Here is a 23,638-nt window from a genome sequence, read left to right on the forward strand (position 1 = left end):
AAACAATAGGTAGTTGGGTTGAATATAGGTTTGGGCTGTATCACACAGGCAGACATAGGTTTTGTTGGCGGATACAGCCCTTGGTTTTCTTCCCTGCCTTTTCTTAATATCAATAGTATGCTAAATTTTAAACATCTGTTTCTGGTAAGCGTTGCTCTGTGGTCGGTAGTAGGAATGGTTCGTGCCCAGGAGTTCGATCCGAAGCAAAGCTACGAGATCCATACCCAGAACGGACTTGTCCTGGACAATCAGGAGAGTCTGGATTTAGGTGGTAAGATATTTATTTCTAAAAAGGAACCCCATAAAGAGTCGCAGGTCTGGAATCTGATTCCTTGTGGTGACGGCTGCTACTCCATTGTCAGTCCGCTCACCGAACTGGGAATTGACAATAGCGGCAATGGAAGCAAGGAGTGTCCGGTCATCCAATGGGACCCTAATAAAGAAAATCCCAATCAGCAATGGCGTATCACGGCTTTGCCCAATGGGAATTATTTGTTCACCTGTGTAGCGAGTGGTTATAACCTGGGCTTCCCGGATGCCGGTCTTGTGGCCGAGCCGGTTTACCAGCTCAAACCGGATGCGCAGAAAATAAGCCAGCAATGGAAAATCGTGAAATCGAATCTGAAAGTGGTGGCTGAGGCTTTTAAAACCCGGAGTGATAATGACTGGGAGAATGAACGGATATTTGCCGTTAACAAAGAAGAGGGGCGTTCTACGTTTGTCCCCTTTGCCGATACGGAAGAGATGAAGAGCGATCCTTCGTACACCCGTCCTTGGATACGCAATCAGTCTTCCCGTTATCTGTTGCTGAATGGTGACTGGAAGTTTCATTGGGTGAAGCAACCTTCCGAACGTCCGGTGGATTTCTATAAACCGGGCTATGACGTGTCTGCCTGGAAAGAGATTCCGGTTCCTTCCAATTGGGAGATGCTGGGATACGGAACCCCCATCTATACCAATATCACCTATCCGATACGCAACAATCCGCCCTTTATACAGGGACAGAGAGGATATACGGTAGAGAAAGAGCCTAATGCGGTAGGTTCCTATCGGAGGGAATTCTCTCTGCCGGCCGACTGGAAGAATAAAGAAGTGTTTATCCACTTCGACGGAGTGTACAGCGCTATGTATCTGTGGATCAATGGTAAGAAAGTCGGGTATAGCCAGGGTGCCAACAACGATGCCGAGTTCAACATCACACAGTATGTGAAGCCGGGTAAAAACATATTGGCAGTCGAAGTGTATCGCTGGAGTGACGGCAGCTATCTGGAAGACCAGGATATGTTCCGCCTGAGCGGTATCCACCGGGATGTCTATCTGGTAGCGACTCCGAAACTTCGCCTGCGCGACGTGCATCTTACTTCTGTCATCAGTGACCGTTTCGACAAGGCCGACTTATGTGTCAAAGCAGACGTGAAGAACTATGGCAAGTCTGCTGTGAATGCCTCCGTGCGCATAGCTCTGCTGGATGCCGGTGGCAAAACTTTGCGTACGTTTACAACTGCGGTCGGTAACCTGGCTGCCGGAAAAGAGATCTGTCTGCCTGCAAAAGCAAGTATTCGTGATCCCCAACTCTGGAGCGCCGAAACACCTTATCTATATACTGTGAATCTGGAATTGCTGGATGCTTCCGGCAAGGTGCTCGAGGCAACTACCCAGCAATATGGTTTCCGCAAAATTGAAATACGTGACAATAAAGTGTATATCAATGATGCATTGGTGTTGTTCAAGGGTGCCAATCGTCACGATATTCATCCCCGTTTCGGTAAAGCGGTACCTGTAGAAAGCATGATAGAGGATATTCTTCTCTTTAAGCGTTTCAACCTGAACACCATTCGTACCAGTCATTATCCGAATGATCCGAAGATGTATGCTCTGTTTGACTACTATGGACTTTACGTAATGGACGAAGCCGATCTGGAATGTCATGGCAACATGATGCTGACCAAGCGGGAAAGTTGGAAAGAAGCCTTTGTCGACCGGGTGGTACGTATGGTGGAACGGGACAAGAACCATCCTTCCGTAATCTTCTGGTCGATGGGGAATGAATCGGGCGGAGGACCCAATTTCGAGGCCGCTTATCAGGCTGCCAGAGAGATTGACGCACGGTTCATCCATTATGAAGGAATGAATGATGTTGCCGATATGGACTCACGGATGTATCCATCTATCGAAAGTATGATAGCTCAGGACAACGAGCCGCGCAATAAACCTTTCTTTCTATGTGAGTATGCACATGCCATGGGAAATGCTGTCGGTAACCTGGAAGAATATTGGGACTATATTGCCAATCAGTCTAAACGCATGATCGGAGGTTGTATCTGGGACTGGGTGGATCAAGGCATCAATAAACCCGGAGAAGCGCCGGACCGTTATTATTTCGGGGGCAGCTTCGGTGATCGTCCCAACGACAATGATTTTTGTTGTAACGGACTGGTGACACCCGACCGTAGAGTTACTCCTAAGTTATGGGAAGTGAAAAAGGTATACCAATATATGACTTTTGAAGAAGTGGGAGAGAACAATGTGGGGTTACGCAATCATTATTCATTCCTGAATATGCGTCATTTCAACCTGCGTTATGTCATCCTCAAAGACGGGGTGCCTGTTGCGGAAGAGGAGTTCGGGCTGCCTGACGGCAAGCCGGGTGAACACCGTACGATCCATATCCCTTATCTCCGTCACTTGACGGAAGATGCCGATTACCACATCAACTTGGAAGTGAAGTTGAAGCATGACTGCGTCTGGGCTAAAGCCGGACATGTAGTGGCAACGGAGCAGTTCTTACTAAGAGAGAGAAAACAGAAAACGGAGGTTCCGGAACTCTCTGCTTCCCTGCAGGTGGTAGAAGAACGTCAGTACATCCGTTTCCGTGCTCCGGGTACCGAGATTTCATTTGATTCAAAGACAGGCATGATGATCGGTCTCCGATATGACGGACAAAACATGATACACGGTCAGCAAGGACCGGCGTTGAACTGGTATCGTTCCATCAGTAATGATCCTCGCGAATGGATTCAGCCTGTGGTTGTATTGCGTGGTTTTGACTGGAAACTGGCGGAAGATGGAAAGTCGGCGTCTGTTCAGTCTCAGATAGAGGTCAAAGTTGGGCAAGTCAATATACCGTATACAGTCAGATACCGGGTTTACAGTAACGGCAGGGTCGATGTGGCAGCCGACTTTACGACAGAAAGTAATTTCGATCTACCTCGTCTGGGCTTGCAAATGTTCCTCAATCCTTCACTGGAACAAGTCGAATGGTATGGCCGCGGTCCGATGGAGAACTATCGTGACCGGAAGAACGCAGCCTACATGGGATGCTACAAAACGACTGTTATGGATATGGCCGAGCATTATGCGCGGGCGCAAACAATGGGCGAACGCACAGATACACACTGGCTGGCGTTGACAGACGGACAAGGGAAAGGACTCAGGATCACCGCAACGGATACGTTGGATTTCAGTGCCCAACATTATACAGATAAAGATTTATGGCAGGTAAAATATGGACATGATTTGTCTGATATCCGCCGTGCGGAGGTTGTTCTCAATTTAGATTGCATTCAGCGTGGATTGGGCAATGCCAGTTGCGGACCGGGACCGCGTCCCCATTATGAAATCCGGAAGGATACGGTTTATAGTTATTCTTTCCGAATGGAACCATTGAGATAAGGATTGTTATCCGGACAAGGAGACCTATGGTTGTTCCGGATGTTGAATCTGTTTGAAGTTTTGCGCCCTGCTCCTCAAAGTCGGAACTTTGAGAGAGCAGGGCGCAATATCTTTCGAAGTGTGTCTCGCAAAGGTCTTGTCTATCTTATTCCTCTCCGACCTTGATGCCGAAACCGGCTTTGCGCAAATCGTCCCAATATCCGGGGTATGATTTGGAGACTACTTGAGGTTCGTCTATTTGTATTGTCGGATAATGAATTGCTGCCGGAGCAAAAGCCATAGCCATGCGATGATCCTCGTAAGTCTTGATAACGGGACATGTCTGTTGTTCCACGCGTTCACCGTCCCAAGAAAGGATACTGTCGTTTTTGTCATGCAATATATACCCGAGCTTTTTCATCTCTGTTTTAAGGGCTTCGATCCGGTCTGTCTCTTTTATTTTGAGGCTTTGCAGCCCGGTGAAGCGGAAAGGCACATTGAGCAGTGCACAAGTCACAACAAAGGTCTGTGCCAGGTCGGGAATATCAACAAAATCTTCATCCAGCCGTTCGACACATGTGCCATTCTTCTTCAGTCGTATACCTGTTTCCGTATATTCGGTTGCCACTCCCAGGCGGGCAAATACTTCTGCTCCGCGGCTGTCGCCCTGATAACTGTGGCGGAACAGTCCGGTCAGTTCTATATCTGCTTGGGGAGACAGGGCAGCTATCTGATACCAGTAAGAAGCTGCACTCCAGTCGCTTTCGACGGTAAACGGAAGGCAGTGGTAAGGTTGTGGATCAACCTGGATATTCTGGTCGGATGTCCACGAAGCCGAGGCGCCGAAATCTTTCATCAATTGCAAAGTCAGGTTGATGTAAGGTCGTGAAACGATTTCTCCGGTCAACCGGAGTTGCAAACCGTTTTTCAGTACCGGACCGATCATCAACAGGGCTGATATGTATTGTGAACTCACATTGCCCTTTAGGGTGATTTCGCTGCCCGTGAGCTCTCTACCCTCAATCCGTAAGGGTGGAAAACCCTCATTCCGAACATATTCTATATGGGCTCCCAGTTCGCGCAAGGCGTTTACTAATATCTGTATGGGTCGTTGCTGCATCCGTTCCGTTCCGGTGATGGTATGGATACCCGGAGTACTGCTCAGATAAGCCGTCAGAAAGCGCATGGCCGTTCCGGCCGCAAGAATATCAATCACTTCATTGCCTTCGGTCAGAGCTTTTATCATCACCTGCGTATCATCGCAGTCGGACAAGTTCGAAGGCACATCGTCTCCTTTTGACAGAGCATGGATGATAAGGGCACGATTGCTGATACTTTTGGACGCCGGAAGCTGGATAGTGGCCTTTATCTGCGAAGGCGCTGAGAGTAGATAACGCATGGTCTTTATTTCTATAGTTATATTCGGTTGCAAAAATAGGAAATCTATTCTTTTTTGCCTCTATCCTCTTCCTAAAATATTAAAGATATGAACGGAATCCAATATACATTAACGAAGCGAACAAACAGCTAAAAAATAGGTTGTTTAAGGTCCTAAGGACATTTTGTTTATAAAAAAATGTCAAGAAGTAGCTCCATATTTCTGTAATATGATACCAAAAGACTTGTGTAGTTACGGGGTTAATGTAGTTATTTTACTTTTGTATCAACAAAGAAAGGATTCTGATGCCAAACAGGGATAGTGAGAAATTGATAACGGATGGTTATACTACGACTTTATTGGGGGATGAACTTATGGTTTGTGAGAACATGAAGCACATTCGTGTGACGTCTGTTCCGTCCTACACCGAAGTTGGGATGATCATTTTGTGTTTGAGAGGTACTGCCAAGATCTGTATCTTTGATAATATTCATATTCTTGCTAAGAATGAACTGGCGGTTATTCTGCCGGGGCAGTTGGTTTCGATAACCGAACTAAGTCCTGATTTTCTTTGTAATATAGTTGTGCTGTCGCGTGCGCTTTTTGATGATACGTTGAGTGGGTTCAGTCGTTTTTCTCCTCTTTTCTTTGTTTACATGAGAAGCCATTATTGGTATGAATTGACAGGAGAAGAGATTGAGCGGTTCAAACTTTTTTATGGATCACTCTCACAGCGGGCAAAAGACCCTACCCATTTTTTCAGGAGGGAGTCTGTATTGTTGTTACTGAGAATCTTTTATCTGGATATCTATAACGAATATTACAGCAAGTCTCATTTGATGAAAGGGGGATCGGATATGGGTAAGAGTAAGCTGGCGCATGATTTTTTCTGTTTAATTATGCAGCATTACCGGGAACACAAGGATGTCGCTTTCTATGCCGATAAGTTATGCATCACTTCCAAGTATCTGTCAATGGTGATAAAAGAGGCGAGCGGAAAGACAGCAAAAGATTGGATTGTAGAGTATGCCATATTGGAGATCAAAGCCATGTTGAAGAACTCTACCATGAATATACAGGAGATATCTATTAAAACGAACTTTGCGAACCAGTCGTCGCTGGGGCGTTTTTTTAGAAAGCACACAGGAATGACGCTTACAGAATATCGTATGCATCGATAAATAGTGGCTTAAATGAAACAAGAAAAACAAACCGAACTGTTGCGGACTCAGCAGATGCTGAATGAAGTGAACCGCAAGTTGTTAATGACGCTTGGGGTCGCGGAAGTTTTTCCATGGAAGTGGGAATTGGCAGAGCATATGGTATGGTTTGATGCCCGTCCGTCGGACGATCCTGCAGGATGGGAGATTTTTCATAATGATTCGTTTCCGGTTTCTATAGCGCGTGTTTATCAAGGCATCTATAAGGAAGACCGCCTTCGGGTGATTGAAGCTTGTCGGGGGATACTGAAAGGCAAAATGAAGAAAGTGGTGGTCGAACTTCGTTTCTGGGCTAAAAAGAGAGAGGGATTCGTATTGGAGTGGTTGGAAATGCATGCCATTCCCGGGAAAGTTGATGAAAATGGCAGACTGTTGACTGTAGAGGGATCGCTGATGTCCATTACCAGGCGAAAGGTTATGGAAGAAGAACTGACCGCAGCTAAAGAGAAAGCAGAAGAAGCCAATCGGTTGAAATCGGCATTGATTGCTAATATGAACCATGAGATACGTACACCGTTGAATGCGATTGTAGGTTTTGCATCTTTGCTCTCTATCATAGATGACGAAAAAGAGCAGCAGGAGTATATCGGATTGATACAGAGTAATACGGAGCATCTTTTGCGATTGATGAACGATGTTATCGATCTCTCCAATATTGAGTCGGGCGTTATGGACATAGTCGGTTCGGATGTAGTCCTCGATTCATTGATGAAAGAGATGGAATTGACGTATGTTCCCAAAGCAGAAACGAACAACCTGGTTTTGGCTTGGGATCGGGAGCAGTCGAATGCTCACATCTATACAGATCGGGACAGGCTGATACAGATATTGGAGCACTTATTGGATAATGCTATTAAATTTACAACAAAGGGGACCGTTCATTGGGGGTATCAAGAGAAAGAGAATGGTCAAATTAGGTTTTATGTGACGGATACCGGATGTGGTATTCCTAACGATAAAAAGGAAGTGATATTTGAACGATTTGTGAAACTTGATAGCTTTACCCAAGGGCTTGGATTGGGATTGTCCCTTTGTAAAATTATTATTGAGCGTATGCACGGAACGATTGGAGTGGAATCGGAAGTTGGAGAAGGATCGACTTTCTGGTTTACTATCCCCAATTTATCCGACAATCATATTTAAAATCTACGGATGAGTGACCGTGAGGTTCCCTGAGAAGGACTTCTGTAGCAAGTTGATGATTCCCATCAGCTTGATGTTTGTTTTGTTTGTGATGAGGTCACCGTTTCAGCGGAAACAATGATCCCACGTTGGCACTTCGACAGATAGATCTTTTTGTCTGTCGGGGTGCCAACATTCTTTTATTTTAGACAGAATGTTGGAGAATCGGTAGATTTACACTACTTTTGGTACCACAATCGGATGTCCGGTTGAATTAACCCTTTTATAACGACACGATATGAAATTTGTTAACCGATTCTTTATGATTCTTGTGGCACTATGTCTGGTTTGTCCCGGCGTTAGTGCAGTTGTTAATCCCAAACCTTTTGTGATTCCCGAACTGAAAGAGTGGAAAGGTGCCGAAGGGGCATTTGTACCGACTGAAACAACAAAAATAGTCTGTCCTGCCAATCAGCCGGAACTATTGCGCATTGCCCGTATGCTGGCCGATGATTGTGAAACGATGTTCGGTCACAAACCGGAGGTAGTACAAGGTAAAGGCGGAGCCGGTGATGTTATTCTTGCCATTCGTGCAGATAAGAAGTTGGGCAAAGAAGGCTATACGGTGAAAGTTACCGATCGTATCTTGCTGACTGCTCCCGAAAGCATAGGGGTATATTGGGGAACCCGTACGCTGCTTCAGATTGCGGAACAGAGCGAAAATCATCAGTTCCCGAAAGGTACTTTGCGTGACTTTCCGGACTACGCTATGCGTGGCTTTATGATAGATTGCGGTCGAAAGTTTATTCCTCTTTCTTTCCTTCAGGATTATGTGAAGATTATGGCTTATTACAAGATGAATACTTTGCAGATTCACTTGAATGATAATGGCTTTAAACAGTTCTTCGGGCACGATTGGTCGAAAACTTATGCAGCCTTCCGTTTGGAGTCGGATACTTATCCGGGCTTGGCTGCCGAAGACGGCTATTACACCAAGCGTGAATTTATCGATTTACAAAAGTTGGCTGAGAACCTTTACGTAGAAATCATTCCCGAGATTGATGCTCCGGCGCATACTCTTGCCTTTACACATTATAAACCGGAGATCGGCAGTAAAGAGTACGGCATGGACCATCTCGATCTGTTTAATCCTGAAACGTATAAGTTTATGGATGGACTATTTAAGGAGTATCTGGAAGGGGACGAACCTGTATTCCGTGGAAAGAAAGTGCATATCGGTACTGACGAATACTCAAATAAGAAAAAAGATGTAGTAGAGAAGTTCCGTGCTTTCACCGACCATTATATCCGCTATGTAGAGAGCTTTGGCAAACAGGCTTGTGTATGGGGAGCACTGACGCATGCCAAAGGTGATACACCGGTGAAATCGGAGAATGTGATCATGAGTGCTTGGTACAATGGCTATGCCAACCCGAAAGACATGATAGAGCAAGGCTATAAATTGATTAGTATTCCTGACGGGCTGGTATACATTGTTCCGGCTGCCGGATACTATTATGATTATCTGAACACGAAGTATTTGTACGAAAATTGGACTCCTGTACAGATTGGAAAGGCTGTTTTCCCGGAGAAAGATCCGTCTATCCTCGGTGGTATGTTTGCCGTATGGAACGATCATGTAGGCAATGGCATCTCGACAAAAGATATTCATCACCGCGTTTATCCGGCTTTGCAGACTTTGGCTGTGAAGATGTGGACCGGAAAAGATGTATCTGTTCCGTATGCTGACTTTGATAAACAACGCAATGCCATCAGTGAGGCTCCGGGTGTTAATCAACTCGGCCGTATCGGTACTACACCGGGATTGGTGTATGAACAGGCTTCCGTTGCTCCCAATAGCGAGACTCCTCACCGTGAAATCGGTTACGATTATCTGGTAACATTTGATATTGACGGAGCCAATGAAGCAAAGGGTACGGAACTGTTCCGTTCTCCGGATGCCGTATTTTATCTTTCCGATCCGATCCGTGGCATGTTGGGTTTTGCCCGTGACGGTTATTTGAATACATTTAGTCACCGTATCCACAAAGGTGAGAAAGCAACCATCGGTATTAGTGGTGACAATAAGTCGACCCGTCTACTTATCAATGGACAGGTAGTAGAGGAAATGAATACTCAAAAACTTTACTATAATGCCGGGAAAGATTCTATGAATTATGTTCGCACTTTAGTCTTCCCGCTAGAGAAAGCCGGAAAGTTTGATAGTAAGATTACAAATCTGAAGGTTTATAAGAAATAAGATAGTAACTCAATAAGATAGAGGGAGTTAAGCCGCGTGCTTAACTCTCCTTTCTTTTATATTTAAAGTTGAGCCCCTGGCCGGTATATTCCGATCAGGGGCTCAATTGCTATTTATCTATTTAAAGAGAATTCTGTCAGGTTCAGATTTGTACATGTCTGAATATAAATCGTCTACATGGGACTATTACATATGGGGCGTATCCGATTTTATGGAAGTAGCCATACTCAAATGTTCATCCTATGATCCATTTGCTGCCCGGTATGAATGAAATGAGTTTTGAAGTTATGAAGCAACAGATAAATGTACTGATTGCAATGCATGGTATAGCGGCAACAGTAGGCAGTGCCAGGGTATACTTAAATACTGTTGCCCATAATCCTAGCCAGAAGATATGCATTAGATACATACCGTAGCTGAGCTTTGACATTTCTGTTATGATTCGTGGAGCTTTTGAGCTATTGATACACGTAAACATGAGGAATGTACCCGCTGTGAGCAGTACACAGTTGATTGTACAGAAGGCCCATCCTATTTCTATTACGGGAGTGGAAAGAGTCTCACCGGGTATAGCCTGGCTATAGAATGAATAGATGGTTAATACGGCTCCGATAACCATTAAAATGGTTCCTATGATGAAACGTTTTGAACGACTCCACGTAAGGTGAGTATGTATATAATGTGCCAGCACGAGGTAACCTAGATAGCCTGAGAAGTACCATAGCATGTGATATTCGTTCCAGAAACATTGTCCCCATACTTCACCACACCAACGGTTGAGATATGGGATGCATGTTGATAACAGAAACAACCCTATGAAGAAGCGTTCTTCTTTTGCCGAAGCTTTTCTCAGCCATGGAGATATTATAGGTATGAATAGATAAAGACTGATTAGAGGATACATAAACCATAGATGTCCTGCAAGTGTCGGGAAGTTCAAGAAAATTCGTGATAGATCCGTTAATGATGTCTCTCCGTTTATCTGTCCCCACAACATTGGTAAGGTGCTGTATAGTATCATGAATATAAAAAATGGTGGTATGATACGAAGGAATCGCTGGCGATAAAATTGCCATGTAGTTTGTTCTTCTTTCATCGGAGCAAGGAGAAAGGCGGAGACAATCATGAATAATGGTACTGCCATGCGTGAAAAGCCATCGTATACAGCTACCCATAAGCGGTCTGCTTCACTGGCCAAATAAGATTGCGGTCCGGCCATGTCCGTGGATCCGGCGGCACCGTAAAAGTTTTCACTGGAGTGTACAATCATAACGAGAAAGCACGCAAATACGCGTACATAATCTAAAAAAACAATGCGTTTCATTTTCTGTTTGAGTTTTTTATTAATAAGATGTTCTTTGTGTTGTCTTTTTTATGTGCAGCATTATTCATAATAGAAATATTTCATTGATTTTCAGGGCGCTGCTTTATTTGACGCAAAGATAGAAAAAAACTTGAGATACTGAGCAACAAACGGAAAGAATCCGTGCAACTGCATTGAATATTCAACATTTTTTTTAATATCCGATATCCGGTACTGTTTGATAAAACATAAATCCCGGTTAAATATCCTGTTTGGGGGAGCACCTACGTCTGCACCGTATGATAGTTCTTAAGTGCTCTAAAAGAAAAAAGCATCGATAATCTTACAATTATCAATGCTTTGTGGTTAGTCGGGGTGACTGGATTCGAACCAGCGACCACACGCCCCCCAGACGCGTACTCTAACCGGGCTGAGCTACACCCCGAATTGCGGATGCAAAAGTAGAATTTTATTTTGAATAAGCAAAATATTCGGATGGATTATTTCTTTTAATTTGTTTTTTCTTGCTAAGGAAGCGCTCTGGGAAGTAGTAATCTAATTAACATTGTTAATTTGAAAGTTTTAGGTTGAACGTTTTTTTTGCAGATCACTTGTTCTTTATCAACAAAGAACAAGTGATCTGTTTCTAAAAGATTAGTTTTAACAGAGCGTTAAAACTAATCTTTTAGAAATAAATAATTAACAATATAATCTTTTGATAAATAATGTGTTATGGGATTCTTTCTAATAAATCCCAGAACCGTTGTGGGAGGTGGATATTCTCTGTAGTTGTGGCTTTAGCAAATAGTGGAGCTATTTCTTGAGGAGTAAATCCGGCTATGCCACATCCTATTTCCGTAACCAGAAAAGTCATTTCCGGATGTTTATTTGCAAATTGAATAAATTCGTCTACATAAGGGCGGATTGTTTCTACTCCACCCTGCATGGTCGGTATTCCGTAAGTTTGTCCTTGCAAACCTACACCTTGTCCCCAGATGGCACCCCATTTGTTCATTGCCAAAAGGGCGGCGCCACCGCCATGATGCCCGGACAGATTGCTGCCGAAAACGAATATTTCATTGGGTTGCAATCGTTCGATGTGATTGGAGGTAACTCTTTGTTTCATTTATCTTATTTTCTACATTCCCATACATTCCCGATAGAAGTCGAACATTTCGAAAATGGTATCTTTATCTGCTGTCCGGTTGATACTGATATCGCCGATTTCCTTTAGGAGTGTGAAATTTATGACACCTGCACTGTTTTTCTTATCATGTTGCATGAATTCGTATAAACGGTCGTATTGCTTACAGTCGAAGTGGAAAGCTCCATAATTATCTTTTATAAATTGGATGGTCTGACGCATTTTCTCCTTTGGGAAGCCGGCTTTGAGATGTGACAGATAGAGTTCACAAACAATGCCCCAAGCTACGGCATATCCGTGAAGAACCGGACGATTCTCAGCAAGCGCCAGACTTTCGAAAGCGTGTCCTACGGTATGTCCCAGGTTTAATGCTTTGCGGATGCCGTGTTCGAATGGATCTTGTTCCACTATATCTTCTTTCACTTGTACGGAGTGGCCTACCAATTTTTTCAGATATCCGTAATCCATCTTCTCCGTATCGAATGCAAGCAGTTCAGCCCAGTGAGAGGTGTTGCTGATCAGTCCGTGTTTTAGCATCTCGGCGTATCCCGAAAAGAAATTATGTGCATCGAGTGTACGGAGAAACTCTGTTTCGATTAATACACTGGCTGCCGGTGCAAAGGCACCTATCTCGTTTTTCAATCCGTTGAAATTAATGCCGGTTTTCCCGCCAACAGAAGCATCTACCATTGCCAGCAGGGTGGTGGGAATATTGATATAGGCAATGCCGCGTTTGAAGGTTGCGGCTGCAAATCCACCTAAATCAGTGACCATTCCGCCCCCGAGATTGATGAGGAGCGAGTGACGGGTAGCGCCTTTTTCACTTAATACCTGCCAGACAGAGGCCAGGGTTTCGAGTGTTTTATGTACGTCTTCGGCTCCGATGGTGATTTCGACAGCATCTTTCAGGATTGATAAGCCTGCCAGTTGAGAAAGGCAGAGACGGTGAGTATGATCGTCAGTGAGAATGAACAGGCGGTCGTGTGGGCAGTTGTCGATGGCACGTTTAAGACTACTTTCCAGATCTTCACAAAGGATGACTTCTTGTTTACTCATAATGGTTCTATGTTTTTTTATGTACTGCAAAGATAGGAGTTCGGAGATAAATAGTGAAACTTAGCACTTAAAAATGTAAAACATGGGGTTCTGTTTGTGAGAAAAAGCTATCTTTGTGACATTAAATTTAGATAAAATGAAAGCATTATTACCTGTATTCTGCCGTCCTTTAGGATATGTGATTCTTGTTATTTCTATGTTTATTCCATTCCTGTTATTGATGCAAGGAATGGTAACGGACAGTAACTTATTATTTTATAAAGAGTGTATTAAACTGCTGATGATATTGGGAGCAATGATGATTATTTTTGCTTTATCACGTAATGAAGGTCGTGAAACAGAGATTATACGGAACAAAGCTACTCGTAATGCTATTTTTCTGACTGTACTTTTTTTGTTTGGCGGGATGCTTTATCGGGTAGCAACAGGAGATATCATGACCGTAGATACCTCTTCTTTTCTTATTTTTCTTATTATCAATGTACTCTGCCTTGAATTTGGTATGCAAAAAGCGCGAATCGATAAAATCTTTAAAAGATAATTGTGTTTAAATTAAACCTTTTGCTTTGAAGGTTGTCAAACAAACGATTGTTATTATTCAACCTACAGGCAAATGAAGAAACTATTGATCTGGACGGTGTTGCTGCTGACAGCTACCCTATCCACTTATGCGCAAAACAAAATTGTAACCGTATCGGGCCGTGTAATAGAGGCCGGTACGAAGGAACCGGTCGAACTCGCTGCTGTGCAGTTATTATCTCTCCCTGACAGTGCTCAGGTAGCGGGTATGACCACTTCGACACAAGGCTACTTTTCTTTATCCAAGCAGAAACCGGGAAAATATCTGCTTAAAGTATCTTTCATCGGGTATGTCACCAAAATTATTCCTGTGCAGCTAACAGCTAATGTTCCTGCAAAAAAGATGGGGAATATTGAACTGGCAACTGATGCTGTCATGCTGCAAGAAGCGGTTGTGGTAGCAGAAGCTCCGCAAGTGACGGTTGTAGAAGATACGTTAATGTACAATTCCAGTGCTTACCGTACACCTGAGGGGGCTATGTTGGAAGAATTGGTCAAGAAACTTCCGGGTGCTGAAATTGATGATGACGGTAATGTGAAAATCAATGGTAAGGATCTGAAGAAAATTATGGTTGATGGTAAGGAGTTTTTCGGTGGAGACGTGAAAACCGGTTTGAAGAATCTTCCGGTAGACATGGTCGATAAACTGAAAACTTATGATAAAAAGTCGGATCTGGCACGTGTGACGGGGATTGATGACGGTGAAGAAGAAACGGTACTCGACTTGACAGTGAAAAAAGGGATGAATCAGGGATGGTTTGGTAATGCAGATTTGGGAGCCGGTACTAAAGATCGCTATACCGGACGAATGATGCTGAACCGCTTTGTCGATAAAACCCAGTTCTCTATTATAGGCTCGGCGAATAATGTAAATGATCAGGGATTCTCCGGAGGGGGTGGCGGTCCGCGCTGGCGTAGTAACAATGGCTTGAATGCTACTAAAATGTTGGGTGCCAACTTTGCGACCCAGACCAACAAGCTAGAACTGGGAGGTAGTGTACGATATAACTTCCAGGATGCTGATATCTCAAGTATCAATTCTTCCGAACGTTTCCTTCAGAATGGCAATTCATATTCTAATTCGAATAATAAGAACCGGAATAAAGGAACAAACCTGAATGCTGACTTCCGTATGGAATGGAAACCGGATACTTTGACAAATATTATCTTTCGCCCTAATTTCTCCTATGGGAGGACAAATAATGCTTCTCGCTCTGAATCGGGCACTTTCAATGAAGATCCTTTCAATCTGATCGTAAATCCAAATGATTATCTGAATTTTGATAATTTGTCTGACGATCCGTTGAAAGACATTCGTGTGAATGCCACCAATAGTGCTTCGTTGTCTAAAGGCAAAAGTCTTTCGGGAAACGCCACTTTACAGGTTAACCGAAAATTGAATAATAGAGGACGTAACCTGACTTTCCGTGGAGTCTTTGGATATGGTGATAATGATAACGATCAGTATACACAGTCTGAAACACGTTATTACCAATTGCTGAATCATTTGGGAGGTGACTCTATCCTATATCGTAATCAATATATTACAACTCCTACACGCAACTATAACTATACGGCCCAAGTGACTTATAGCGAACCCATTGCCAAGGCCACTTTCTTGCAGTTCAGTTATCAGTTTCAGTATAAATATAGCAAGAGTGACAAGACCACGTTCGATTTGCTCGATTATCCGGACTGGGCTATCGGCGGAGCTCTCCCTTCCGGGTATGAGTCTCATGCAGTGGACAGCTTGAGCAAGAATGCTGAATATCGTTATTATAACCATGACGCTTCAGTGGGGTTGCGTTTCATTCGTCCGAAGTATCAGTTGAATGTGGGCATGTCTTTCCAACCACAGAATTCTACCTTGTCTTATAAAAAAGGAGACTATATGATTGATACAACACGTACTGTATTCAACTTCGCACCGAATATGGACTTGCGTTTTCGTTTCTCAAAAGTTAGTCAGTTGCGTTTCACCTATCGGGGACGTAGCAATCAGCCTACTATGGAGAACTTATTGCCTATAACCGATAACTCCAATCCGTTGAATATACGTATGGGTAATCCCGGATTGAAGCCTTCTTTTGCACATACGATGCGTTTGTTCTATAATACATATAATGCAGAGAAACAGCGTGGAATCATGACTCACTTTAGCTTTACAGCTACACAGAACAGCATCAGTAACAGTACTCGCTATAATGAAGAAACCGGTGGATTGATTACACGACCGGAGAATATCAATGGTAATTGGAATGCGTTTGGTATGTTCGGTTTCAATACAGCTTTAAAGAATAAGAAGTATACGATTAATACTTTCACTAATGTGAACTACCAGAATAATGTGGCGTTCCTTTATAATCAGGATACGAAAAACAATGATAGAAATACAAGTACAGGCCTGACATTAGGTGAGAGAGTAACAGGTTCCTATCGCAATGATTGGTTTGAATTTTCTTTGAACGGTTCGATCAATTACACAGCCGAACGCAATAAACTTCGTCCGGAGAACAATCAGGAACCTTATACATATTCTTATGGAGCAAGTACCAATATTACGATGCCTTGGAAAATGACTTTGGCTACAAACATCGCCAATCAAAGTCGTCGCGGCTATCGTGACTCAAGCATGAACCGTGACGAACTTATCTGGAATGCACAACTTGCCCAGTCATTGCTGAAAGGTGCTGCTACTGTTAGTTTTGAGGTTTATGATATTTTGAGACAACAGAGTAACATCAGCCGTTCATTGTCAGCCGATATGCGTTCGGTATCCGAATATAACGGTATTAATAGTTACTGTATGGTACACTTTATCTACCGTCTGAATATCTTCGGCAGTAAAGCTGCTCGAGAAAAGATGATGAATAGTGGTAGAAGAGGTTTTGGTGGACCCGGTAGAGGTCCCGGCGGTGGCTTTGGTGGCGGACATCCCCGCTTTTAATAAGATATCTTGTTAACACAGGCAACTTCCCTCCGGACCGATGCAAAATCTCTTTAATTTTGTATCGGTCCGGAGGGATTATCGTTTTGAATCGGGACAGTTGTTGTTCGTATCCGATATTTTCCATACATTTGTTCTTTGTATAATCCGCGGAGGGAGAATATGATAGATTGGAACTACATAGCAAGTGTAATAGCTACCGTTGCCTTTGATATTATTTATTTCGGGGCTATTATCGGTACGATTGTCATCGTGATTCTCGACAATCGTAATCCGGTGAAGACAATGGCATGGATTCTGATCCTGATGTTTCTTCCGGTTGTAGGGTTGGTTTTCTATTTCTTTTTTGGGCGTAGCCAAAGGCGTGAGAAGATTATCGGTAAGAAAAGTTATGACCGTTTGCTTAAAAAACCGATGGCAGAGTATTTGGCGCAGAACTGCTGTGAAACGCCGAAGGAATATGCACGGCTGATACAGCTGTTCCAGAATACGAACCAGGCTTTTCCGTTTGAGGGAAATCGGGTCGATATTTACACTGGCGGATATTCTAAACTACAAGCTCTGTTGAGAGAGCTGCAAAAGGCGAGGCTTCATATTCATATGGAATATTACATCTTTGAGGATGATCCTGTGGGACGATTGGTACGTGATGTACTGATCGAGAAAGCGCGGGAGGGAGTCGAGGTGCGTGTGATCTATGACGATGTAGGATGTTGGCATGTTCCTCATCGCTTTTTCGAAGAGATGAGAGATGCAGGAATTGAGGTACGCAGTTTTTTGAAGGTCCGTTTTCCCTTGTTCACGAGTAAAGTGAATTATCGCAATCACCGGAAGATTGTGGTGATTGACGGACGTATTGGATTTATCGGTGGAATGAATCTTGCCGAACGTTATATGCGTGGCTTTTCGTGGGGAATCTGGAGAGATACGCATATATTGCTTGAAGGAAAAGCGGTACATGGTCTTCAGACTGCTTTTTTGCTCGATTGGTATTTCGTGGATCGCACTCTGATCACTGCTTCGCGCTACTTTCCTAAGATAGAAGCTTATGGCAATTCTTTGGTACAGATTGTGACAAGTGAACCGATCGGTCCCTGGAAAGAGATTATGCAAGGGTTGACAGTAGCCATATCCGGTGCTAAGAAATATTTCTATATGCAGACGCCTTACTTCTTACCTACCGAACAAATTTTGGGTGCAATGCAGACTGCTGCATTGGCAGGAGTAGATATCCGGTTAATGTTGCCTGAGCATGCGGATAATCGTGTTACACATTTGGGCTCCTGTTCTTATCTGGCAGATGTATTGCGTGCAGGAGTCAAGGTCTATTTTTATAAAAAGGGTTTCCTGCATTCTAAATTAATGGTTTCGGATGATATGCTTTCGACAGTGGGGTCTACCAATCTCGATTTCCGTAGTTTTGAACATAATTTTGAAGTAAATGCCTTTATGTACGATATGGAGACAGCATTGCAGATGCGGGAGATTTTCTTGCAGGATCAGCGGGAAAGTACTCAGATTTTCCTGAAGAGCTGGGAAAAACGTTCTTCGCGTCAGAAGGCAATGGAGTCTGTAGTTCGATTATTGGCTCCGTTGCTATAAGGAAAACCTTCTTCAATCTATCTGAAGAAGGAAAAATTGACACTTCCGTATACCCTTCTTTCTATAAAGTGGGGATGATCTTCAAAGTTATTCTTTTTGCCATGTTCCAGAACGAACAGACCATCCTCTTTCAGCAGGTTGTTCTTGAAAATTAAATCCGGAATTGTTTCCAACTCTTTTAGTTCATAGGGAGGATCGGCAAAAATGAAATCAAACCGTTCATGACTGCCATTTATGAATTTAAATACATCTCCACGGATAGGCAGGCATTTGTCTGTTTGCACCTCTTTCATGATTTTGCTGATGAAAGCATGATGCGCTCCGTCTTTCTCCACACTGATGACGCGGTCACACCCACGTGAAACCAGCTCTATACTGATACTGCCTGTACCGGCAAACAGATCGAGAGCAACAATGCCTTCTTCAAAATCCATGTAATTGGATAATACATTAAACAGATTCTCTTTGGCAAAATCTGTTGTCGGACGTGCCTTGAAGGTTCTGGGCACATCAAATCTTCTTCTTTTATATATTCCGCTGATTACTCGCATGTTAATAAGGCTTGCATGTCAATATTGCTTGCAGGGTTCATTATGAATACCTGCTGTATGTATTTACGTAACTCCTGCATTAGTTTCTCTTTATCATAAAATGCACCTGTCAGGTGAAGTTCGTCCCGTTCCTGATCAAAATTCAACTGCTTCCAGAGATAGAGCAGATAGTAGATTCGGTCACCTGTTTTGCGACATTCAAATGAATTGGCAAGAAGCAGATGTCCACGTTCATAACAGAAAAAGTCGATGGCATCACGGCGAATAGAAGCATATATCTTTTTACTGTTGCCTAATCTGCTTTTCGCCGAAAAATATTCTGCTAATGGAGCTGCTTGTGAATAAAATCTTGCTTCAGGATACTGATCGGATAAGAACTGGCAAGTACTTTTGTCCATACCGAAGATGACTACGGCATTATTCTTTTTTAAAATATTATATTTTACCGTTTCATTTTCTTTGGGAGTGTGGTTATGGTAGAATATCATTTCGGACTGATCATCCTCAAACAGTTCAAGGGGGATTAGGGTGAAACGCTTGTCTGCCATCAGAATGTTTACCCGTTTGTAAGTATGATTCAGAAAGTCCAATTCACGGAAAGCCTGTTTGAGATTGGCTGTAAGAGATAATGAAGCCTCGACCTCCTTCTCAAAGAAAGAGAGCGAACTATCGTGAATCGGATTGTAGATAGAAAAAGAAAATCCATCCGTACTAAGACGGATGGACAATGTATATTGTTCCGATTTACCAAAGTCAATCGTTTCTGCAATTGCTCTATCGGGCATATTCGGATTATTCCCAGTTACCTGCTCCGTTGTTAGGAGTATCGATAGAACCTACCATCAAACCTGCGTATTTACCCAGTTTGGTTTGAAGGTCTTTCAAGTTTGCAATTTCTTGCTTGTCAAGTCCGTTCAAGTATACATCATATGGAGTGTTGGCCTGGAACAAGAAGATAGGAGCTCCTGATTTAGTTGTATCGTTTTTAGTGTACATTTCGAACTGTGCACCATTACCGAACGGAACATATCTCAAAGAGTCTGCATTGAATGACTTATCGTAGATCGTATCTGTTACGGCAACCCATATTGTATCACGTTTGAAGCCCATCAGGCCGGCAGCTTCAACTTCTTTCCAGTTGTTAGTCTTTTTAGCCTTGTTGATCAGAGCCATGGCTTTCTTTTCAGTCATACCGTCTTCCAGCTGCTTGTCGCTCAATACGCCTTCTTTAGATACGAAAGGAATCTTTTGTGTCTTAACGAAATCGATCAGTGTGTCAAAGCTTGCAGTATACTGCTTGTAAATGTTACGATATTCTGCCTGAGCTTTACGAATATCAATCAAGCGGGCAACAACTGCTTTGTCTCTGTGCTTTTTAGCTTTTTCGAAGTTGATAGGACCCATGATACTAGCATAGCAAATGTAAACCAAAGCAATGGCGCATACACCTAGTACGATATTAAATACTGTTTTCATGATAAATATGTTTTTTTTAGTTTATATTCGTAGCGCAAAAATAAAATAAATAAATCTAATTAACGATAGTTCTTGTAACTTTTTTCTCGTACAAAAATGATAAATAACTATTTAGAGCGGCAAATTAAGGAAAATTTTTCTTATCAGCCAACTTTTGAGCAAGAAATAGCTGTAAAATCTCTTTCGGAGTTTCTACTTTCTACGGCTAATGATACGGTTTTTGTGCTTCGTGGATATGCGGGAACAGGAAAGACTTCTCTTGTCGGGGCCTTAGTGAAAGCGATGGATAAGTTACAACAGAAATCGGTTTTACTGGCTCCTACGGGAAGAGCGGCTAAAGTATTTTCTGCTTACGCAGGACACCCGGCTTTTACCATTCATAAAAAGATATACAGGCAGCAGTCTTTTTCGAATGAAGTAAGTAATTTTTCAATTAATGATAATCTGACTACTCATACATTATATATTGTAGATGAGGCTTCCATGATTTCGAATGAAGGTTTGTCCGGTTCGATGTTCGGTACCGGACGTCTGTTGGATGATTTGGTGGAGTTTGTCTATTCCGGTGCAGGGTGTCGTTTATTGTTGATGGGAGATACGGCTCAGTTGCCTCCGGTAGGAGAAGAGCAAAGTCCGGCACTTGCTACCGAGGCATTGAAAGGATATGGACTGAATGTCATAGAGGTTGATCTCACACAGGTGGTACGTCAGGTTCAGTCGTCCGGTATTTTATGGAATGCCACTCAGATTCGGCAGTTGATTGCTGAAGACGAGTGTTTTTCGCTGCCTAAGATAAAAGTAAGCGGATTTCCGGATATACAGGTGGTACGTGGCGACGAGTTGATCGATACCCTGACCGACTGCTACGAAAAAGACGGAATGGACGAGACGATTGTGGTATGCCGTTCCAATAAACGGGCTAACATATATAATAAAGGTATACGTGCTCAGATTCTTTACAGGGAAGATGAACTGAATACGGGTGACTTACTCATGGTAGCGAAGAATAATTACTTCTGGACAGAGAAGTATAAAGAAATGGATTTTATAGCGAACGGAGAGATTGCTGTGGTTCGTCGGGTGAGGCGTACTCGTGAACTGTATGGTTTCAGGTTTGCTGAAGTACTTCTTGCGTTTCCCGATCAAAATGACTTTGAGTTGGAAGCTAATTTGTTGCTTGATACGCTTCATTCGGATGCACCTGCTTTACCCAAAACAGAAAACGACCGGCTTTTTTATTCTGTACTTGAAGACTATGTGGACATCACCGTCAAGCGGGAGCGAATGAAAAAAATGAAGGCTGACCCACACTACAATGCTCTACAGGTGAAGTACGCTTATGCGGTGACCTGTCATAAGGCGCAGGGCGGGCAATGGCAAAATGTTTTTCTTGACCAGGGGTATATGTCGGATGAGTATCTGACACCTGATTATTTCCGTTGGCTGTATACAGCTTTTACGCGTGCATCGAAAACTCTCTATTTGGTGAATTATCCGGAAGAGCAAATAGAGTGACCGGACTATAAATAAGACAGGGAACCCATCTCGGGCTCCCTATTTCTTTTGTGTAACTTAATTTATTGTCAGTGCATGAATATGAATCTCGTTGTTTAGCGGAAGTTGTTTGGGGTAACGTAATTGCCTCCATCATCATTGGTGTCGGCTACGTCCCACCATAAACGAGTTCCCTGTGTATCTACATCTTTCGGACGGTTCGGGTTAGATACTTCACTGTCCGGGTATCTCAGGCGTTTGATGAACTTCCCGTTTGCAACTTCACCCCCTGAGTTATTGCCTCCTTTAGGTGTTTTCATATAGCGGGGATAGTCTGTACGGCGGAACTCTGCCCATCCTTCGTTACCGTTGGGATATACGGCAATCCATTTCTGGGTGATGATTTGTTCCAACTGTGCTTCTCTGTCACCACTCTTGAAGGCTTGTAAGCCTTTCAATCCTTCCATGTATTTGCTGATCTTTTCTTGTCCTTCCTCGTCAGCACCAATCTGATAGTAGTTGAAGGAAGCTTCAATGCCTTCCTTATAGAGATCTTCAGCGGTACCTTTAGCACCGGCCCATCCTCGGAGAGCGGCTTCTGCCCGGAGGAACAGGCTTTCGGAGTAACCCAGCCATACTATTTCGCGTGCATAACACCACCAATGTTTGCGGTCGAGTTTTTTCTGATCTTGCTTGATGAATACACGGCTTGGAGAATAAGTCGTTGTGTAGCTTCCTCCCAATGAAGTCTCACCGTTTTCGCAACCATTGAAGTCTTTTGTCATGTCTTCTTTGGGTTCGGTTTGGTTCAGGTCCTCAAGAGCGGTCGGTCTCCACCACAATATTTCGCAACGTGGGTCGAGAATGGTCGATTGTTCTTTATAAGCTCGTTCCATTTCTTTGGATAACACTACGTTAGCACTCCAGTTGTACAGAAGTGTGTAGATGTTTTCGTTACCACCCGTGATGTACGAGTATTTGGGAGTCTGCTTCATATTATCATCATCGTTTTGCATCAATCCGGCAGGGTCGGCCATGGCTTTCTCACCCTGTTCTTTAGCAAGTTGGGGATCTACATTCGATACACGTAGTGCCAATCGTAAACGAAGGGTATTGGCAAAACGAAGCCATTTGTCTTTGTCGCCTCCAAAGCACTTGTCGTTTTCACCCAGGCTGTATTGTGCAGTAGAAGGAGTGTTGTGCAGTGCAGTGATGGCCTGATCGAGCATTTTAAAGATAACGTCGTATACATCTTTCTGATCCATGTATTTCACTTTCTCGTCTGTGGGCATTGCACCTTTTACGTAGTATTCCAATGGAATGGCTCCATAAGTGTCTGTTTGCATAGAGATCAGGAATGCGTAGTAGATACGGGTCATATAGAACGCATTGTGATAGCGTTCTTTTCCGCAGAACCAGAATGTTTTGATCAACTGACTGTATTCTTCTACAGTGCGGTTATCGTAGAAGTGCTCCCAGCGTCTTTTGGACCATCCGTCGTTATAACCGTAGGTAGGCGAGTTGGTCACGAATCCGCTAACGTTGTTGGCAAAGTAAGCAGCGTAGATGTCATGAGTCAGGTTGGTCGTAACCTGATAATCATTATACAGTCCTTCGTAAGTTAGGTTGGCGAACACCGAACCGATGGCGCTTTCCGTGCCTTGAAGGCTTTTCAGTGCACTGGGTGTCAGTTCGTAGTCGATATCGATTCCGTCAGGTGTGGCACCGATTATTTCCGGATCGTATACCGGTGCGTAGGGATCGGTATTCATTTCTTCGAAATCATTACATGCAGCCAGTCCTAACAGGAGAGTGCACATGGCAAGCGATTTGTATATTTTGATTTTCATACTGT

Annotated in this window: 16 protein-coding genes and 1 tRNA gene; 8 read left to right on the forward strand and 9 right to left on the reverse strand. The window is 43.4% G+C overall.

What is annotated here, in order from left to right:
- Nucleotides 1–18 precede the first annotated feature (18 nt).
- Nucleotides 19–3,672, forward strand: a complete 3,654-nt coding sequence (locus tag BF9343_RS03090) for a glycoside hydrolase family 2 TIM barrel-domain containing protein (RefSeq protein WP_041926168.1) — start codon at nucleotides 19–21, stop codon at nucleotides 3,670–3,672.
- A 145-nt stretch (nucleotides 3,673–3,817) separates the two neighbouring features.
- Here the strand turns inward: BF9343_RS03090 and aroA are convergent, their stop codons facing one another.
- Nucleotides 3,818–5,050, reverse strand: a complete 1,233-nt coding sequence (aroA, locus tag BF9343_RS03095; RefSeq protein WP_010992133.1) for a 3-phosphoshikimate 1-carboxyvinyltransferase — start codon at nucleotides 5,048–5,050, stop codon at nucleotides 3,818–3,820.
- Between the two features lie 284 nt (nucleotides 5,051–5,334).
- Here aroA and BF9343_RS03100 point away from each other — a divergent pair, with 284 nt between their 5' ends.
- From BF9343_RS03100 to BF9343_RS03110, 3 genes are all read left to right on the forward strand, one after another.
- A complete protein-coding gene (locus BF9343_RS03100; protein ID WP_010992134.1) occupies nucleotides 5,335–6,210 on the forward strand; it encodes a helix-turn-helix domain-containing protein in 876 nt (291 codons plus the stop codon).
- 12 nt (nucleotides 6,211–6,222) lie between these two features.
- Complete coding sequence (locus BF9343_RS03105) at nucleotides 6,223–7,392, forward strand: sensor histidine kinase (protein ID WP_010992135.1); 1,170 nt, start codon at nucleotides 6,223–6,225, stop codon at nucleotides 7,390–7,392.
- A gap of 277 nt (nucleotides 7,393–7,669) precedes the next feature.
- Complete coding sequence (locus BF9343_RS03110; protein WP_008658523.1) at nucleotides 7,670–9,631, forward strand: family 20 glycosylhydrolase; 1,962 nt, start codon at nucleotides 7,670–7,672, stop codon at nucleotides 9,629–9,631.
- Between the two features lie 235 nt (nucleotides 9,632–9,866).
- On the opposite strand, the gene BF9343_RS03115 is transcribed toward BF9343_RS03110, so the two are convergent.
- The 4 genes from BF9343_RS03115 to aroB all read right to left on the reverse strand — a co-directional run bounded on the left by BF9343_RS03115 (nucleotide 9,867) and on the right by aroB (nucleotide 13,134).
- Complete coding sequence (locus BF9343_RS03115; RefSeq protein ID WP_008658534.1) at nucleotides 9,867–10,955, reverse strand: acyltransferase; 1,089 nt, start codon at nucleotides 10,953–10,955, stop codon at nucleotides 9,867–9,869.
- 349 nt (nucleotides 10,956–11,304) lie between these two features.
- A tRNA-Pro gene (locus tag BF9343_RS03120) sits at nucleotides 11,305–11,379 on the reverse strand.
- 285 nt (nucleotides 11,380–11,664) lie between these two features.
- Entirely contained in the window at nucleotides 11,665–12,060 is a 396-nt protein-coding gene (locus BF9343_RS03125) for an A1S_2505 family phage non-structural protein (protein ID WP_005784803.1), read from the reverse strand.
- Between the two features lie 12 nt (nucleotides 12,061–12,072).
- On the reverse strand, nucleotides 12,073–13,134 hold the full coding sequence (gene aroB, locus BF9343_RS03130; protein ID WP_005784805.1) for a 3-dehydroquinate synthase: 1,062 nt from the start codon (nucleotides 13,132–13,134) through the stop codon (nucleotides 12,073–12,075).
- A 136-nt stretch (nucleotides 13,135–13,270) separates the two neighbouring features.
- On the opposite strand from aroB, the gene BF9343_RS03135 reads away from it, so the two are divergent.
- The 3 genes from BF9343_RS03135 to cls all read left to right on the forward strand — a co-directional run bounded on the left by BF9343_RS03135 (nucleotide 13,271) and on the right by cls (nucleotide 18,262).
- On the forward strand, nucleotides 13,271–13,675 hold the full coding sequence (locus BF9343_RS03135) for a hypothetical protein (protein ID WP_005784807.1): 405 nt from the start codon (nucleotides 13,271–13,273) through the stop codon (nucleotides 13,673–13,675).
- A gap of 72 nt (nucleotides 13,676–13,747) precedes the next feature.
- Nucleotides 13,748–16,660: a TonB-dependent receptor gene (locus BF9343_RS03140; RefSeq protein ID WP_005796251.1), complete on the forward strand. Its 2,913-nt coding sequence runs from the start codon at nucleotides 13,748–13,750 to the stop codon at nucleotides 16,658–16,660.
- Between the two features lie 162 nt (nucleotides 16,661–16,822).
- Complete coding sequence (gene cls, locus BF9343_RS03145; protein WP_005796243.1) at nucleotides 16,823–18,262, forward strand: cardiolipin synthase; 1,440 nt, start codon at nucleotides 16,823–16,825, stop codon at nucleotides 18,260–18,262.
- Between the two features lie 17 nt (nucleotides 18,263–18,279).
- On the opposite strand, the gene BF9343_RS03150 is transcribed toward cls, so the two are convergent.
- The 3 genes from BF9343_RS03150 to BF9343_RS03160 are packed head-to-tail and all read right to left on the reverse strand — an operon-like array spanning nucleotide 18,280 to nucleotide 20,289.
- Entirely contained in the window at nucleotides 18,280–18,813 is a 534-nt protein-coding gene (locus BF9343_RS03150) for an RsmD family RNA methyltransferase (protein WP_010992136.1), read from the reverse strand.
- A complete protein-coding gene (locus BF9343_RS03155) occupies nucleotides 18,804–19,598 on the reverse strand; it encodes a DUF3822 family protein (protein WP_010992137.1) in 795 nt (264 codons plus the stop codon). Before BF9343_RS03155 ends, BF9343_RS03150 begins: the two co-directional genes overlap by 10 nt.
- Nucleotides 19,599–19,605: 7 nt before the next feature.
- Nucleotides 19,606–20,289, reverse strand: a complete 684-nt coding sequence (locus BF9343_RS03160; protein ID WP_005813328.1) for a hypothetical protein — start codon at nucleotides 20,287–20,289, stop codon at nucleotides 19,606–19,608.
- A 96-nt stretch (nucleotides 20,290–20,385) separates the two neighbouring features.
- Here BF9343_RS03160 and BF9343_RS03165 point away from each other — a divergent pair, with 96 nt between their 5' ends.
- Entirely contained in the window at nucleotides 20,386–21,804 is a 1,419-nt protein-coding gene (locus BF9343_RS03165) for an ATP-dependent DNA helicase (protein WP_010992138.1), read from the forward strand.
- A 95-nt stretch (nucleotides 21,805–21,899) separates the two neighbouring features.
- Here the strand turns inward: BF9343_RS03165 and BF9343_RS03170 are convergent, their stop codons facing one another.
- Complete coding sequence (locus tag BF9343_RS03170; RefSeq protein WP_005784821.1) at nucleotides 21,900–23,633, reverse strand: SusD/RagB family nutrient-binding outer membrane lipoprotein; 1,734 nt, start codon at nucleotides 23,631–23,633, stop codon at nucleotides 21,900–21,902.
- Nucleotides 23,634–23,638 lie beyond the last annotated feature (5 nt).

Source organism: Bacteroides fragilis NCTC 9343 (genome assembly GCF_000025985.1).
Taxonomy (GTDB): domain Bacteria; phylum Bacteroidota; class Bacteroidia; order Bacteroidales; family Bacteroidaceae; genus Bacteroides; species Bacteroides fragilis.